Annotated in this window: 12 protein-coding genes; 10 read left to right on the top strand and 2 right to left on the bottom strand. The window is 45.1% G+C overall.

Annotation, left to right across the window (positions count from 1 at the left end):
* Positions 1–10 precede the first annotated feature (10 nt).
* Positions 11–952: a DHH family phosphoesterase gene (locus ACSW3C_RS01765; protein WP_486560549.1), complete on the top strand. Its 942-nt coding sequence runs from the start codon at positions 11–13 to the stop codon at positions 950–952.
* A gap of 21 nt (positions 953–973) precedes the next feature.
* Positions 974–4,048, top strand: coding sequence for a DNA polymerase III subunit alpha (locus tag ACSW3C_RS01760; protein ID WP_486560547.1), 3,075 nt, complete (start codon positions 974–976; stop codon positions 4,046–4,048).
* Positions 4,049–4,316: 268 nt separating this feature from the next.
* Here the strand turns inward: ACSW3C_RS01760 and ACSW3C_RS01755 are convergent, their stop codons facing one another.
* The gene (locus ACSW3C_RS01755; protein WP_486560546.1) at positions 4,317–5,351 is read right to left on the bottom strand and encodes a DUF418 domain-containing protein; all 1,035 of its coding nucleotides are present in this window, start codon (positions 5,349–5,351) and stop codon (positions 4,317–4,319) included.
* A 424-nt stretch (positions 5,352–5,775) separates the two neighbouring features.
* Between ACSW3C_RS01755 and ACSW3C_RS01750 the strand changes: the two genes are divergently transcribed.
* From ACSW3C_RS01750 to ACSW3C_RS01725, 6 genes are all read left to right on the top strand, one after another.
* Positions 5,776–6,423 (top strand): FadR/GntR family transcriptional regulator, encoded by a 648-nt coding sequence (locus ACSW3C_RS01750; RefSeq protein WP_486560545.1) that lies wholly within the window; start codon positions 5,776–5,778, stop codon positions 6,421–6,423.
* Positions 6,420–7,292 (top strand): acetyl-CoA carboxylase, carboxyltransferase subunit beta, encoded by an 873-nt coding sequence (gene accD / locus ACSW3C_RS01745; protein WP_486560544.1) that lies wholly within the window; start codon positions 6,420–6,422, stop codon positions 7,290–7,292. The genes ACSW3C_RS01750 and accD overlap by 4 nt, the downstream gene beginning before the upstream one ends.
* Positions 7,285–8,238 (top strand): acetyl-CoA carboxylase carboxyltransferase subunit alpha, encoded by a 954-nt coding sequence (locus ACSW3C_RS01740; RefSeq protein WP_486560542.1) that lies wholly within the window; start codon positions 7,285–7,287, stop codon positions 8,236–8,238. Before accD ends, ACSW3C_RS01740 begins: the two co-directional genes overlap by 8 nt.
* A 67-nt stretch (positions 8,239–8,305) precedes the next feature.
* Complete coding sequence (gene pfkA, locus ACSW3C_RS01735) at positions 8,306–9,268, top strand: 6-phosphofructokinase (RefSeq protein ID WP_486560541.1); 963 nt, start codon at positions 8,306–8,308, stop codon at positions 9,266–9,268.
* Between the two features lie 49 nt (positions 9,269–9,317).
* A complete protein-coding gene (pyk, locus tag ACSW3C_RS01730) occupies positions 9,318–11,078 on the top strand; it encodes a pyruvate kinase (RefSeq protein WP_486560540.1) in 1,761 nt (586 codons plus the stop codon).
* 224 nt (positions 11,079–11,302) lie between these two features.
* The gene (locus ACSW3C_RS01725) at positions 11,303–11,686 is read left to right on the top strand and encodes an FxsA family protein (protein WP_238082570.1); all 384 of its coding nucleotides are present in this window, start codon (positions 11,303–11,305) and stop codon (positions 11,684–11,686) included.
* Here the strand turns inward: ACSW3C_RS01725 and ACSW3C_RS01720 are convergent.
* Entirely contained in the window at positions 11,676–12,653 is a 978-nt protein-coding gene (locus tag ACSW3C_RS01720; protein WP_238082568.1) for an AI-2E family transporter, read from the bottom strand. The genes ACSW3C_RS01725 and ACSW3C_RS01720 overlap by 11 nt on opposite strands.
* Before the next feature lie 180 nt (positions 12,654–12,833).
* Here ACSW3C_RS01720 and citZ point away from each other — a divergent pair, with 180 nt between their 5' ends.
* Complete coding sequence (gene citZ, locus ACSW3C_RS01715; protein ID WP_238082565.1) at positions 12,834–13,949, top strand: citrate synthase; 1,116 nt, start codon at positions 12,834–12,836, stop codon at positions 13,947–13,949.
* 91 nt (positions 13,950–14,040) lie between these two features.
* Positions 14,041–15,300, top strand: a complete 1,260-nt coding sequence (icd, locus tag ACSW3C_RS01710; protein WP_486560539.1) for an NADP-dependent isocitrate dehydrogenase — start codon at positions 14,041–14,043, stop codon at positions 15,298–15,300.
* The last annotated feature ends 19 nt before the right edge of the window (positions 15,301–15,319 follow it).

Genomic DNA, 15,319 nt, shown 5'->3' with positions numbered 1-15,319 from the left:
GGAACCCGATTTGAAACGACAAATCATAGACACAATTGAAATTTACGATACGATCATCATACACCGCCATGTTCGGCCAGACCCGGATGCATACGGCTCGCAAGTAGGCTTGAAAAAGCTGATAGAGGCCAACTACCCGGAGAAGAAAGTGTTTGCCTCCGGTACGCACGATGAACTGCTCACCTATTTGGCTGTACAAGACGAAGTGAATGAGAGTGATTACGAAGGGGCTCTTGTTATTATTACGGATACAGGCAATACGGAACGGATCGATGCAGACTATTACAAGAATGGCGCCTTTCTGTTGAAAATCGACCATCATCCAGATGTGGATCCATATGGAGATTTGCGATGGGTGGATACTGCGGCAAGTTCCACTTCTGAAATGATCTATGAACTGTATCAGGAGGGAGCGGAAGCCTTCAATTGGCATATGCCTGATGATGCGGCCCGTTTGCTGTTTGCGGGTATTGTGGGAGATACAGGTAGATTTATTTTCCCGAGTGCAACCAATCGGACATTTGAAGTGGCTAGCCAATTGATCACTTTTGACTTTGACCGGACAAAATTATTTGCAGACATGTATGAAGTGAAACGTTCAATTTTACATTTACAAGGCTATATGTATCAGAATTTCACGATCGACGAAAATGGCATGGCCTATCTAAAAATTACAAAAGAAATTTTAAAGAGATTTGATGTGTCCGTTTCGGAATCGTCCCAGCTCGTCGGCTCTCTGGGAAATGTGAAAGGAATTTGCGCGTGGGTCATCTTTGTGGAAGAAGATGATCAAATCCGTGTCCGTTTGCGTTCGAAGGGGCCAATCATCAATACACTGGCCGCCGAATATGGAGGAGGGGGCCATCCGCTTGCATCTGGGGCTTCTGTATACTCTTGGAAGGAAGCTGACAAAGTAATAGAAAAGCTTAAGGCATTATGTGCAAGTAACTAAAGGAGGGGGAGGGGATCTTACATGGCGCTCGTCTATCCTCAACTCATCACAGGCTCCGATTTATTGCGGGGCATCATAAAACTGCCGGATCTTGTCCCGCACCTTAAGGAAAGAGGTGCCGTCTCAGTAGGGATTGTGAATTCCAAATTGTATGGAATCCGCTCCTTTTATAAGGCGATAAAAGAGAGTGGACTCCATCCTGTTCTGGGATTGTCGATTCAACTTGAATTATCCGAAGGGGACAAAGTTCTGCTTTATATTTATGCCAAAGATGATGCGGGGTACAGAAATTTATTGAAAATCAGCAGTGCCGTTTCCACGAGGGATGAAGAGTCATTGCCTTTAAAATGGCTGCATGCTTATAGCAACGGGTGTATTGTTGTATGTCCTGCGACAGATCGATCATGGGACGGAGAGAAGTTCCAGAGTAATTTGCAGGCGGTCCGGGAGGCGTGCTCCCCGTCAAGTGTATTTGTCGGCGTTAGCAGGCCTGCTGGCATCCGGCATCCGGCTGAAGAGGAACGCGTGGAGCTGGCAAAGGAGATGGGCCTTCCGATTTGTGCTTGCCATGAAGTCCGCTTCATCCAGAAGGAGGATCGGTTTTCCTTCGAAGTAGCAGAAGCCATCCGCTCCGGTTATAAATTGAATGATCCAATGAGACCGAAGTTTATGCATGAATCCGCCTATATGCCGGGAGAGGAAGAATGGAAGAATTGGTTTGCAGACCGGCTGGAATGGCTTGATGCGACAGCTGAACTTTTGCTGTCCTGCAATGCCGAGCTGCCACCAAGCCGTCCGATGATGCCTGTTTTTCCTGTACCGGAAGGGGAAACGGCTAAAACCTTGCTGGTGAAGAGGTGTACGGCTGGTCTGAGAGAACGTGTAGGGAATCCCGCTCAAGAATATGTTGACCGTCTGAGCTATGAAGTGGAAGTTATTGCTGACATGGGATTTGCGGATTATTTTCTCATTGTCGAGGATTTCATGCGCTTTGCAAAAGAGGTAGGCATATTGACTGGACCCGGGCGTGGATCTTCCGCGGGCTCACTGGTGGCATTTTCCTTAGGTATTACTGATGTGGATCCAATAAAATACGGACTCATTTTTGAACGCTTTTTAAATCCGGGCCGTGTGACTATGCCGGACATCGACATCGATTTCTCGGATCATCGCCGATCAGAAGTTATTGATTATGTTGCCCGGAAATATGGGAAGCATCATGTGGCACAAATCATTACGTTTGGAACGCTTTCTGCCAAGTCCGTAGCTCGGAATGTGGCGCGGGTTTTTGATTTTTCCAATGAAGAAATGGCATTTCTATCGAGAGAGATCCAAGACGGGCAAGGGAGAAGATTACCCGATATCGTTTCGAAATCTACCGCTTTGCAGAAATGGCTTGCCATCGATAGTACACGCGAGAAGTGGCTCGCTGCCGCCATTTCACTTGAGGGACTTCCGCGCAACGCTTCGACCCATGCTGCCGGAGTCGTCCTGTCACCGACTCCGCTCGTCGAGACTGTACCCGTTCAAAGCGGAGGGGAAGGCATTTATTTAACCCAGTGGGCGATGGGGGACGTAGAAGAACAAGGACTGCTGAAAATGGATTTCCTCGGGTTGCGGAATTTAACTTTGATGGATCGAATCCGTTCGATGATTGAATATGACACGGGCAAGAAAATCGATTTTGGCGCTATTCCGTTGACAGATGAAAAGACGTTTGAGCTGTTTCGTAAAGGCGATATGACAGGAGTCTTTCAATTTGAATCAGGCGGCATGCGGGATGCACTCAGGCTCATTGCTCCCACTCGATTTGAGGATCTGTATGCCATCAACGCCTTATATCGTCCCGGACCGATGGAAAACATCCCTTCTTATAGCAGGCGTAAAAAAGGAATGGAACAAGTAAACTATATCCATCCTCTACTAGAACCAGTTTTGCAGGAAACATACGGAATTATTGTCTATCAGGAACAGATCATGCAAATTGCCGTCCGGGTTGCGGGGTTCTCCATGGCTGAAGCTGATTTGCTTCGAAGGGCGATCAGCAAGAAAAAGAGAGAGATACTGCAGCAGGAGCGAATGCACTTTGTGAAAAGCGCCGCTTCCAATCAAGTGCCGGAACAGGCGGCCGCTCAAATATATGATTTGATTGTAAAGTTTGCAGATTACGGCTTTCCGAAGAGCCATGCTGTCGCATATTCCTTGATTTCGTATCAGCTCGCCTATTTGAAGGCGAATCAAACGGCCTATTTCTATGCCGCTCTTCTTTCAATGGCAACAGGGAACCAGGACAAGACAATGGAGCTAATAAGGGAAATGAAGAATCATGGCATATCGATACTTCCTCCTTCCGTCTCGAAAAGTAAATATATGCACACGGTGGAAAATCGTTCGGTCCGAATTGGGCTTGGAGCCATCAAAGGGGTGACGCCGACCTTTTACGATGCTCTGCGCAAAGCGAGGAGCACGGCAGGGAAATGGAAGTCCCTGTTTGATATGGCTGCTTCGATCGGCGGTTCCTCGTTTCAGGAGAAGTCCATCCGGCCATTAATACAAGCGGGTGCGTTAGATGAGTTTGGACAAAACAGGGCGGTGCTGCTGGCATCGATGGAAGCTGCGAAAAATCACGCAGTTTTCGTCAGCCCTGAAGGAGATGATCTATTGCATGATGTCATCTTCTCAATTGCGAATCCCAAATATACACCAGCCGGAACGATGCCGATGATGATGCAGCTGGAAAGTGAAAGGGAAGTCCTCGGATTCTATCTGTCCGAACATCCAGCTGTGGAAATTAAAAAAACGATCGGAAGCCGTGTAGCCGATATCAGCTCTGTCGTCGAAGTAACAGAGAAAGGCCGTGTACTCATTGCCGGTCTGCTGATTGAAGTAAAAAGGATCAGGACGAAAAAAGGGGAAGCTATGGCTTTCTTAAAACTGCAGGATGAAACTGGAGAAATATCCTGTACGTGCTTTCCCAAGCCTTATGCTGCCTACAGCAAGTTTTTCGAGGAATTGTCCATGCTGCAGCTAGAAGGCACAGTCGAACACCGTCACGGCCAGCCGCAAATCCTCGTTCAATCCGTAAAAAAATTATAGTGTTTTTTATTAGGAATACTAGTGTATGCAAAGAGTTATAATAGGCATCTGTTATGAACGTAAAGTTATTCAACTAGAAAAGCGTAAACAAATTAACCCCGTTCACACTGGAACGGGGTTAAAAATAGTGTTAATTCATCTAACAACTTCACAATGTAGAAAATATATCGAAAACGTCGTTTAACAATTAAGTATTACAAAATAATCGCGTTATCCTGCTAAGTAGGCAACATTTATTTTACAATTTATTTAGCTTCATAAAAACGGATTACTTTCGTATCGGAAGCCATTTCCAGTACGTCCCGCATCTCCAAAGCCATTCAATTGGACCATACTTGAAAAAGCGTAGCCAAAGGAAAGAGGAAAGGATCTGCGCGAGCACAACGAGGGAGCATATAATTGCTGCAATTGTGTATGATACAATGGTCTCCCCTTGCATAAACGATGCAATAATAACCAATATAATAGATTGCCCAATATAATTGCTCAACGCCATTCTTCCATATGCATTCAATGGCGATAAAAATTTCTTTAATAAAGGTTCAAGCAAAACAAGACAGCTAACATAAAATACAGAGAAAATTGGGGCAAAAGACAAAGACAAGTCTGCAAAGTCATAAAAAGCCTGATTGGATAACACTTGTGCTTCCGTCAATTTCACTCCTTCCATATAGTTGACTAGCCCGTCGGCAGGTGCTTGCTGCCATAAATAAGAGACTAGAAAACTGGTTAGAATAAACGAAACGCCAGTCACTATCAACCATGTTTTTTTCCTTTTTAAATACAATTCAAATACCCGATACTGTCCGAATGCTAGCCCAAGTATCATTAAAGGTAAGGGCAGCAGCAATTTTACTCCAACAAAACTTCCTATTATAACGCCTGCCATACCGACTATTAAGTTAATCTGTTTTGGAACCTTATCTAAAAAAATAATAGGCACTCCTAAAATTGCATAGATCAATAAAGCCTCACCAGGGTTTAATAGCTCATGGAATGCTCCTGCTAAACCTAAGATAAACATTCGTCGAATAAAAAGGATGTAGGGATTATCGTTTTTCTGTTTAGCCCTTGATAAGAAAATCCAAAGCCCTAATCCAAACAAAAAAGAAAATATAGCGTAAAAACGCCCTTCAACAAATAGATATAAAAAGCGTTGAACCCAAATATCATTCTGGTATCCTGATAAGTTAATGTTCGAGCTCCAAAAAGCAAGCACATTCATGAAGGGAAGCCCCATTAATGCAAACCCTCGAACTAAGTCAATAACATTGATGCGGTTCTCATTTATTATTGGCTCCATTATTATTTACCTCTTTCTTATGATTTTTTATACGCTAGTTTTGACGTTTTACAATCTGTTCTTGCACTATAAAAGCTGCGTATAACAAGGTAACATTATAAAAATAAAATCTTAAGAAATAGTGAGTGAAACAATGAAGAAGTTATGAAAGGTGGAGTAAGCAGAAAGGATAGCGTCTCTACACGAGTACTTCAAATTTGAAAACCAAACATCGTAGTCATACTAAACATGTGAGTTTTTCACTTTATGGTGTCAGTCTTTATATTTCATCTGCCTCTTTTATTGCTGCTGCTATCGTTTATTTGAATTGCTCTTCTCTCATTTTTTCCTTTATCCCTTTACGAATAAGCCTAATTTCTGTATCCTAGTGAATAGTAGTGGTCAGACCACTTTATCATCATTGATAAACCGAAGGGGTTTTCGAATGCAAAATCCTAAACAAACGAAAATGTTCCTTGAGATAGTAGGCGAGCTACGTTTATTAATTAAAAAAGAAGGCATCAAGGCCGGAGGGAAACTACCGTCCGAGCGGGTTCTGGCGGAGACTCTCCAAGTAGGAAGATCGTCTGTCCGAGAAGCACTGCGCAGCCTTGAATTGCTTGGTTTAATTGAAACCCGGAGAGGGGAAGGGACTTTTCTCGCTGATTTTAAAAAACATCAGCTAGTCGAAGTTCTTTCAACATTCATCATGCAGCAGCCGAATTCTCAATTGGATGTGAACCGTACCAGAATGATTCACGAGGAGGCGGCTGTGGCCGTCATCTGCGAAGAGCCGGCTTTGCGCCAGTTGCCCGTATGGGAAGGATTCCTCGTGAAGCTGCAAACTGACGGCGGCGTTCGCCGGGAAGATCTGATTCGTGAAATGATTGTGGCAACGGAGAATCGACTATCGTTAAAAATCTGGTTTTTATTAAAACAATACAGCAAAATCCCATTGGATGTTGTGATATCGAAGGAAGAAAGCCAACTGGTTGGACCCTTTCTCATGCATCTGATGGAAGGTGATGAGGACTGTGCGCTGCCAGCCTATCGACAATGGATTGAACGAATTGAAGGGGAGAGAATGGAATGATGATACGCGATCTATTTACGAAGAACAAGAAGAAGCAATCTATTACAATCCCATCGAAGGATGCTAAAAATGATGTGCCGGAAGGGCTCATGACCAAGTGTCCGGAATGTAAAGAAATCATTTTGACTAAAGATTTGATGAAAACTGCAAAGGTCTGTCCGAAATGTGATCATCACTTTAACATGACGGCTTGGGAGCGTGTCGAATGCTTATTTGATGAAGGGACATTTGTTTCCATGGATGATCACCTCAAGACAGAAAATCCATTGAAATTCCCTTCTTATACAGAGAAAGTAAAATCGGATGCTGAAAAAACAGGATTGAATGATGCTGTATTAACCGGCATTGGTAAAATGAACGGTAACGAAGTGGCGGTTGCGATCATGGATGCTCATTTCCGAATGGGCTCGATGGGTTCGGTTGTTGGAGAGAAGATTACTCGCGTTGTGGAAAAAGCGACAGAACTCGGATTGCCTGTTATTATTTTCTCGGCAAGCGGCGGAGCACGTATGCAGGAAGGTATTCTTTCATTGATGCAAATGGCAAAAACAAGCGTTGCGTTAAAGCGCCATGCCGACCGGAATCTGTTATTCATTTCAGTTATGACGTATCCGACAACTGGTGGGGTCTCTGCAAGCTTTGCTTCGGTCGGGGATATAAATCTGGCGGAACCGAAAGCGTTAATTGGTTTTGCAGGAAGACGGGTCATTGAGCAGACGGTCAGGGAAAAACTGCCTAGTGATTTCCAAACGGCGGAATTCCAATTGACTCATGGGCAGCTGGATGCGGTGGTTCACCGTGGAAGCATGAAAGAGACACTTTCCAAAATCTTGCGACTTCATTCGAAAGAGGTGTATTCTCATGAGTAAGACGTTGGCATTTGAAGAGCCTATTATTAAACTGCAGGAAAAGATCAAAGAGCTCGAGGAGTTCACTAATTCTTCCGAGGTTGATTTATCTGATGAAATTGAAAAGCTGAAAATCCGGCTGAAAAATTTGGAGAAGGATATCTATGAAAACATGGAGCCGTGGGACCGTGTGCAAGTGGCAAGGCATCCACAGCGCCCGACTTCTCTCGATTATATAAAAGAAATCTTCGATGACTTCATTGAACTTCATGGTGACCGTGTATTTGGTGATGACGCAGCCATCGTTGGCGGCATTGCATTTTTTGGAGATATGCCGGTAACCGTCATCGGGGAGCAGCGTGGACGGGATACAAAAGAGAACGTCAAACGGAATTTCGGCATGCCGCATCCAGAAGGTTACCGCAAGGCTTTACGCTTGATGAAACAGGCGGAGAAATTTAACAGACCGATCATTTGTTTAATTGATACAAAAGGGGCATATCCCGGTAAAGCCGCGGAAGAACGAGGCCAAAGTGAAGCAATTGCACGCAACCTGATTGAAATGGCCGGATTGAAAGTGCCTGTCATCTCCATTGTCATCGGGGAAGGAGCAAGCGGCGGTGCCTTGGCAATTGGTGTCGCAAACCATTTATTGATGCTGGAGAATTCATGGTGCTCGGTTATTTCTCCGGAAGGTGCTGCATCCATTCTCTGGCGTGATTCCTCATTGGCCAAGCAAATGGCGGAGGCGATGAAGATTACAGCGCCGCATCTGAAAGAAATGGGCATTATCGATGGCATCGTTCCTGAAGTGATGGGCGGAGCTCACAGGGATCCAAAAGCCCAATCTGTTTTTATTAAGGAAGCCATTGAGAAATCATTGTCTGTCTTCAAAGGAATGGATGCGGACAGTTTAATACAGGATCGCTATGAGAAATATAGAAACATCGGGGTATTTACTGAATAAGCGTGGATGCGGAACCTTTCCGCATCTTTTCGTTTTTATTTATGATACATAAAAGGGAGTGTGTCCAATGAGAAAAATAGCCGTTTTGACGAGCGGTGGAGATGCACCTGGCATGAATGCGGCCGTCCGTGCGGTTGTTCGGAAGGCGATTTTCGAGGAAATGGAGGTCGCCGGCGTCTTTAATGGGTACCAAGGATTGATAGAAGGAAAAATTGAACTGCTGCAGCTCGGGTCAGTTGGTGATATCATACAACGTGGCGGTACGATGCTGCGTTCAGCCCGTTCGCCTGAATTTATGACCGAAGAGGGCCGCTTGAAAGCGATGAGGCATGTGAAAGAACATGGAATTGAAGGACTCGTCGTCATAGGCGGGGACGGTTCGTTCCGTGGAGCGAGAGAATTAATGCGGCTCGGTCTCCCTTGTGTATGCGTTCCTGCTACGATTGACAATGATATAAACGGGACGGATTTTACAATCGGATTTGATTCCGCTTTAAATACTGTCATTGATGCAATCGATAAGATCCGGGATACCGCGTCATCTCACGAGAGGACTTTTATTATTGAAGTGATGGGCAGGGACGCTGGTGATCTGGCTCTCTGGGCGGGTCTTGCCGGCGGTGCGGAAACAATCTTGATTCCTGAAGAACAATATGACTTGGCCGATATCGTAGACCGGCTGCAAAGCGGTACGGGTCGCGGTAAGAAGCATAGTATCATCATCGTGGCGGAAGGTGTTATGTCCGGGAATGAGCTGGCAGACCTGTTGAAAAAGGAAGCTAATATTGAGACGCGGGTTTCCGTTCTTGGCCATATTCAGCGAGGCGGTTCTCCGACAGCAAGAGACCGAGTTATCGCGAGCCAATTTGGAGCTCGGGCGGTTGAGTTGTTGAAAGACGGTCGCGGCGGAGTTGCGATTGGAATGCAAAATCAGATGGTGGTAGACTATGATTTGAATGAAGTATTTGCGGAAGAAGATCATGCATTGGATATGGAGCTATACAAACTTTCCAAACAGTTATCCATCTAATGGCATGTTGCCCGTAACGACGGACTAAAAGCGAAAGGGCGTAGTAATGATGAGAAAAACGAAAATAGTATGTACGATCGGGCCGGCAAGTGAGGCACCTGAAACTCTTGAAAGTTTAATCGATGCGGGCATGAATGTAGCCCGTTTGAATTTTTCACACGGCTCTCATGAAGAACATCGCGCACGGATCCGTTCTATTCGAGAAGCAGCGGACAAGAAAGGGAAAATCGTCGGGATCCTATTGGATACGAAAGGCCCTGAAATCCGGACGCATACGATGGAGAACGGGCAAGTGGAATTGATTACAGGCAAGTCAATTGATATTTCTATGAAAGAAGTGGTCGGAAATGAGGATATGTTTTCCGTCACTTATGAAAAATTGATCGAAGATGTAGATACAGGCTCTACCATCCTATTGGATGATGGTTTAATCCAATTGGAGGTAACAGGAAAAGACAAGGAACAAGGCTTGATTCACACGGTCGTCATTAATTCCGGGACTCTTAAAAACAAAAAAGGGGTCAACGTTCCTGGCGTTTCCGTTCAATTGCCTGGTATTACGGAAAAAGATAAAGAAGACATACTTTTCGGTATCTCAGAAGGTGTTGATTTCATCGCTGCCTCCTTCGTGCGCCGTGCTTCCGATGTGATGGAAATCCGTGAATTGCTTGAGAAAAACAATGGGACGGACATTCACATCATTCCGAAAATCGAAAACCAGGAAGGCGTAGACAACCTGGATGAAATTTTAACGGTTTCTGATGGTCTGATGGTGGCACGTGGAGATTTAGGCGTTGAAATTCCTGCAGAAGAAGTACCTCTCGTACAGAAAAAGATGATTGAGAAATGTAACCAGGCAGGAAAGCCAGTCATCACGGCTACTCAGATGCTTGATTCGATGCAGCGCAATCCACGTCCAACACGTGCGGAAGCGAGTGACGTAGCGAATGCGATCCTCGATGGCTCTGATGCGATCATGCTTTCAGGTGAAACGGCTGCCGGCCTGTACCCTGTAGAATCGGTACGCACCATGGACCGCATTGCCATCACAACAGAAGATGCAATCGATTATCGCTCCGTCGTGTCCACGCGGAGACGTGAAAAGCATGGCAATATGACAGAGGCGATCGGACAAGCTGCCGCTTATACGGCCATCAATCTGAAGGTAAAAGCGGTACTGGCGCCGACGGAAAGCGGACATACCGCAAAAATGATCGCTAAATACCGTCCGGGCTGCCCAATTATCGCTGTCAGTTCATCGGCAGTCTGCGCGAAGAAACTATCTCTCGTTTGGGGTATTTATCCAATTATTAGCAAGAAAGTGAAGTCAATTGACGAAGTCTTGCAAGATACGGTGGAAGAGAGCGTGAAACATCAATATGTCACTCATGGCGATGTGGTGATCATCACGGCAGGCGTTCCGGTTGGAGAAGCGGGTACAACCAACTTGATGAAAATCCATGTGATCGGAGATATGCTGGCTCGCGGCCAAGGGATTGGAAAATCCGTCGCATTTGGCCGTGCGGTTGTCGCGCATAATGCACAAGAAGCTCTTGCATATGACACAGAAGGCGCTATTTTGGTCACAAATTCATCCGATAAGGATATGATGCAGGCGATCGAAAAATGTGCGGGACTAATAACAGAGGAAGGCGGACTGACAAGCCATGCAGCGGTTGTTGGACTCAGCCTCGGCATTCCTGTTATCGTCGGTGTAGAAAAAGCGACTGAAGTAATTATTCATGGCAATGATATTACAATGGATGCAGAATCCGGTGTCGTTTATAATGGCCACGCACGAGTACTGTAACATTTCATTTATTTTATAAACAAATGGTGAAAGGCTGCTTTTGGATGAACGGAAAGCAGCCTTTTGCTATACGGAGAATGATTGTTGAGTGAGGGGTCGGCCAATTTGTGTTGGAGGTTAAGCTTGCCTGAAAGTATGAGGAAATGGGCTAACCCTAATTCATGTCCAGCGGCCGGTTTTATGGCATCAACTTTCAAATCCACATGATAGGAGGCTGGAATCCAATGAGATGGCTAGTGTTAGCGTTTATCCTAATACCTTCTACGGAAATCGCTGTATTGATTTATTCTGGAAAAACACTCGGCGTATTCCCGACAATAGCATTAGTGTTCCTGACAGCAGTCGGGGGAGCGTACTTAGCAAAACGGCAAGGCCTGAAAGCGTGGCGTGATCTCCAAGCGAGGATGCGTACAATGGAAACACCCGGTAATGCGCTCATTGACAGCATTTGCATCTTTATAGGAGGCATTCTGTTGATCATGCCCGGGTTTATCACTGATTTGTGCGGATTGCTGCTTTTATTCCCCGGACCGAGAAAACTCATCAGGCCGTTCATAGTAAAGTGGCTGCACAAGAAAATGCAGAACGGGAGCATCGTCATCCGTTGAAAAGAGGATGCTCCTTCACTTTCAACGCTGCGAATAACAGGAATGGCGTCAGCAGGATGCCGGGAAGCCCGAATAGATAAACGGAACATGCCGTGACGATAAATGCATGGATCGGTTTCAAACGGAAAGAGGAAGCATAGAAATACGACTCCAGCATTTGTCTTGTCACTAAGATGAATACATAAAGCAACAACAAAGAAATTCCCACAGTCAATTGGTCCGTATAGATAAAGAAGGCTGCCATCGGGAGCAAGAATAGGCCAATTCCAAGAAAGGGCAGACTGTCGATCAATGACACGAGAAATGCACTACCCAAAGGGGCTTCAAACCGAAGCAGGCTGAATCCGATCGATAGCGTGATGTACGTTGCCAGGAATAAACGAGCTTCGACAAACAGGAATGTCCCAATTAACTCCCCAGACTTCATGAATACCCGTTTGGCTGCGGATCTCATGGAAACCGGAAAATAGAGCAGAAACCAAAACCGGTTCTTTCCAGATTCGCGTAGTGCGAAAAAATACGCGACAAGGAACAGGAAAAGGTTGAATATCTGCTGGAACAGCTTAGTGAGAAAAGAGACGGCATGCTCCAAAAGTGATTGGCCGTATTGCACGACTTTTTCCTCCATGAAGGAAAACACTTTGCCGGACAGATCGGCATTTCCTGTAAAAGGAAGAATATGCCGTTCGATTGTTGGTACAGTATCCATCAGGCCATGTAGCGTCATCAGTGTAAAGGTACTGAACAGGAAAAGGAAAACGAGCATGACGATCAATGTGGATAACGATAAAGGCAGTTTGAAAATAGCGCGGATTGCATGCAGAAAGGGTGCTGTGAAATAGGCCAGTATGACAGCAATGGCAATCGGCGGCACGATAAAGACGAGGAGACAGGCAACAAGAGCAGGTAGCCATTGCAACAATATCCTGGCATAGTCCATATTTTGCTGCTTTAGACGGTTTTTCATTGCTTTAGACCATCCTTTTCAATGGAGAATTAAAACAAAACAAGCGTTTCCATTCACAAATCTGTCAAGTTTGATTATAATGGTTCATGTAAGCGTTTTAGACAGAAACTATTATCAGAAGAGCCGTTTTCTAGCGAATTTTAGAAGATAAAGGCTACACTGAGAGAAGGAGCGAGTAATATGACAGCATCAAAAGGGTTGGAAGGAATCGTAGCGACGCAATCCGCCATCAGTTCCATCATTGATGACACTCTTACATATGTCGGTTACGACATTGACGATCTTGCAACAAATGCAAGTTTCGAAGAAGTTGTATACCTACTATGGCACCAACGTCTTCCAAAAGAGGACGAGCTGGCTGAATTGAAGCAGCAGCTTGCAGACAACATGTCAATTCCTCAGGAAGTGCTTGACCATTTTAAAACATATCCGATCGACAAAGTGCATCCAATGGCAGCATTGCGCACAGCCATCTCCCTCCTCGGATTATACGATGACAAAGCGGAAGATATGTCCGATGAAGCGAACTATGAAAAAGCGATTAAACTTCAAGCGAAAATCGCTACGGTTGTTACAGCCTTTTCACGCGTGCGCAAAGGACTTGAGCCGGTCGCACCAAAGAGCGAACTAGGTTACGCAGCCAATTTCCTCTACATGCTGAATGGCGAAGAGCCTGAAGATATTGCGATCGAAGCTTTCAATAAAGCGCTCGTACTTCACGCTGACCATGAATTGAACGCTTCTACGTTCACAGCGCGTGTTTGTGTGGCAACATTATCCGATATGTATTCCGGAATCACTGCGGCAATTGGCGCATTGAAAGGACCTCTTCATGGCGGAGCGAATGAGCAAGTGATGAAAATGCTTATGGAAATCGGTTCTGAGGAAAATGTTGAACCATACATTCGTGAGAAATTGGACAACAAAGAAAAAATCATGGGCTTTGGCCACCGCGTATACCGCAAAGGCGACCCGCGTGCCAAGCATCTTCGTGAAATGTCTAAAAAATTGACTTCTCTTCGCGGCGAGGAAAAGTGGTACAATATGTCGGAGAAAATTGAATCAATCGTGACAGGCGAGAAAAATTTGCCGCCTAACGTTGATTTCTATTCCGCTTCGGTATATCATTCACTTGGTATCGACCATGATTTGTTCACGCCGATTTTTGCGGTCTCCCGTACTTCCGGCTGGACGGCACATATTTTGGAGCAATATGCAAACAATAGATTGATCCGTCCGCGTGCCGAGTATAACGGTCCAGACAAGCAAAAATACGTGCCAATGAACGAGCGGTAAGAGAGTTTTCAAGGCTCTCAACACAAAAAATGAGTGGGGCGGTATGAACTGATACCGGCCCTCTACTTTTGACTATTAGGAGGAAACTGCAATGGCTAAAATTTCAATGGAAAACGGTGTATTAAACGTTCCGGATCACGCAACGATCCCATTCATCATCGGTGACGGTACAGGCCCGGATATCTGGCATGCAGCATCCCGCGTTTTGGAAGCTGCTGTTGAGAAGGCATACAATGGCCAAAAGAAAATTGAATGGAAAGAAGTTCTTGCTGGTGAAAAAGCATTCAACGAAACGGGAGAATGGCTGCCACAAGAGACACTTGACATCATCGATGAGTATTTGATCGCGATTAAAGGACCTCTTACTACACCAATCGGAGGCGGATTCCGTTCATTGAACGTTGCACTTCGTCAAGAGTTGGATCTATACACTTGCTTGCGCCCAGTCCGTTATTTTGAAGGCGTTCCTTCCCCTGTTAAGCGTCCAGAAGATACAGACATGGTTATCTTCCGTGAGAACACAGAGGATATTTATGCAGGTATTGAGTACAAAGAAGGATCGGACGAAGTGAAAAAAATGATCGCCTTCTTGCAAGACGAAATGGGCGTCAATAAAATCCGTTTCCCTGAAACTTCTGGTATCGGCATCAAGCCTGTATCTGAAGAAGGTACAAAACGTCTTGTGCGCGCTGCGATTAACTATGCAATCAAAGAAGGCCGCAAGTCTGTAACGCTTGTACACAAAGGAAACATCATGAAATTCACTGAAGGCGCGTTCAAAAACTGGGGCTATGAAGTGGCTGAACAAGAATTCGGCGACAAAGTATTCACTTGGAACCAATATGATCAAATCAAAGAAGCTGAAGGAACAGACGCGGCTAACAAGGCGCAATCTGATGCAGAAGCAGCTGGTAAGATCATTGTGAAAGATTCCATCGCTGATATCTTCCTCCAACAAATCTTGACACGACCGAAGGAATTCGACGTTGTAGCAACAATGAACTTGAACGGTGACTATATTTCTGATGCACTTGCTGCACAAGTTGGCGGTATCGGTATCGCTCCAGGAGCGAACATCAACTATGTAACAGGACATGCAATTTTCGAAGCAACACATGGTACAGCTCCGAAGTACGCAGGTCTTGATAAAGTAAATCCATCTTCTGTACTTCTTTCAGGTGTTATGATGCTTGAGCATATGGGCTGGAATGAAGCAGCTAAGATGATCACAGAATCAATCGAAAAGACAATCGCTTCTAAAGTGGTAACATATGACTTTGCCCGTCTCATGGATGGTGCGACAGAAGTGAAAACATCTGAATTTGCGGATGAATTGATTAAAAACCTATAATTAGCTAGACTGAAGTAAG

Source organism: Sporosarcina sp. AD_1, assembly GCF_057373025.1.
The sequence above is the reverse complement of the archived record's forward strand: the minus strand, read 5'-3'. Positions and strand labels throughout refer to the sequence as shown.

What these genes read in the sequence shown, in the direction of transcription:
- ACSW3C_RS01760 (WP_486560547.1), top strand. Translation starts at nt 974, where the DNA reads ATGGCGCTCGTCTATCCTCAACTCATCACAGGCTCCGATTTATTGCGG.
- ACSW3C_RS01755 (WP_486560546.1), bottom strand. Translation starts at nt 5,351, where the DNA reads ATGGAGCCAATAATAAATGAGAACCGCATCAATGTTATTGACTTAGTT.
- ACSW3C_RS01750 (WP_486560545.1), top strand. Translation starts at nt 5,776, where the DNA reads ATGCAAAATCCTAAACAAACGAAAATGTTCCTTGAGATAGTAGGCGAG.
- accD (WP_486560544.1), top strand. Translation starts at nt 6,420, where the DNA reads ATGATGATACGCGATCTATTTACGAAGAACAAGAAGAAGCAATCTATT.
- ACSW3C_RS01740 (WP_486560542.1), top strand. Translation starts at nt 7,285, where the DNA reads ATGAGTAAGACGTTGGCATTTGAAGAGCCTATTATTAAACTGCAGGAA.
- pfkA (WP_486560541.1), top strand. Translation starts at nt 8,306, where the DNA reads ATGAGAAAAATAGCCGTTTTGACGAGCGGTGGAGATGCACCTGGCATG.
- pyk (WP_486560540.1), top strand. Translation starts at nt 9,318, where the DNA reads ATGAGAAAAACGAAAATAGTATGTACGATCGGGCCGGCAAGTGAGGCA.
- ACSW3C_RS01725 (WP_238082570.1), top strand. Translation starts at nt 11,303, where the DNA reads ATGAGATGGCTAGTGTTAGCGTTTATCCTAATACCTTCTACGGAAATC.
- ACSW3C_RS01720 (WP_238082568.1), bottom strand. Translation starts at nt 12,653, where the DNA reads ATGAAAAACCGTCTAAAGCAGCAAAATATGGACTATGCCAGGATATTG.
- citZ (WP_238082565.1), top strand. Translation starts at nt 12,834, where the DNA reads ATGACAGCATCAAAAGGGTTGGAAGGAATCGTAGCGACGCAATCCGCC.
- icd (WP_486560539.1), top strand. Translation starts at nt 14,041, where the DNA reads ATGGCTAAAATTTCAATGGAAAACGGTGTATTAAACGTTCCGGATCAC.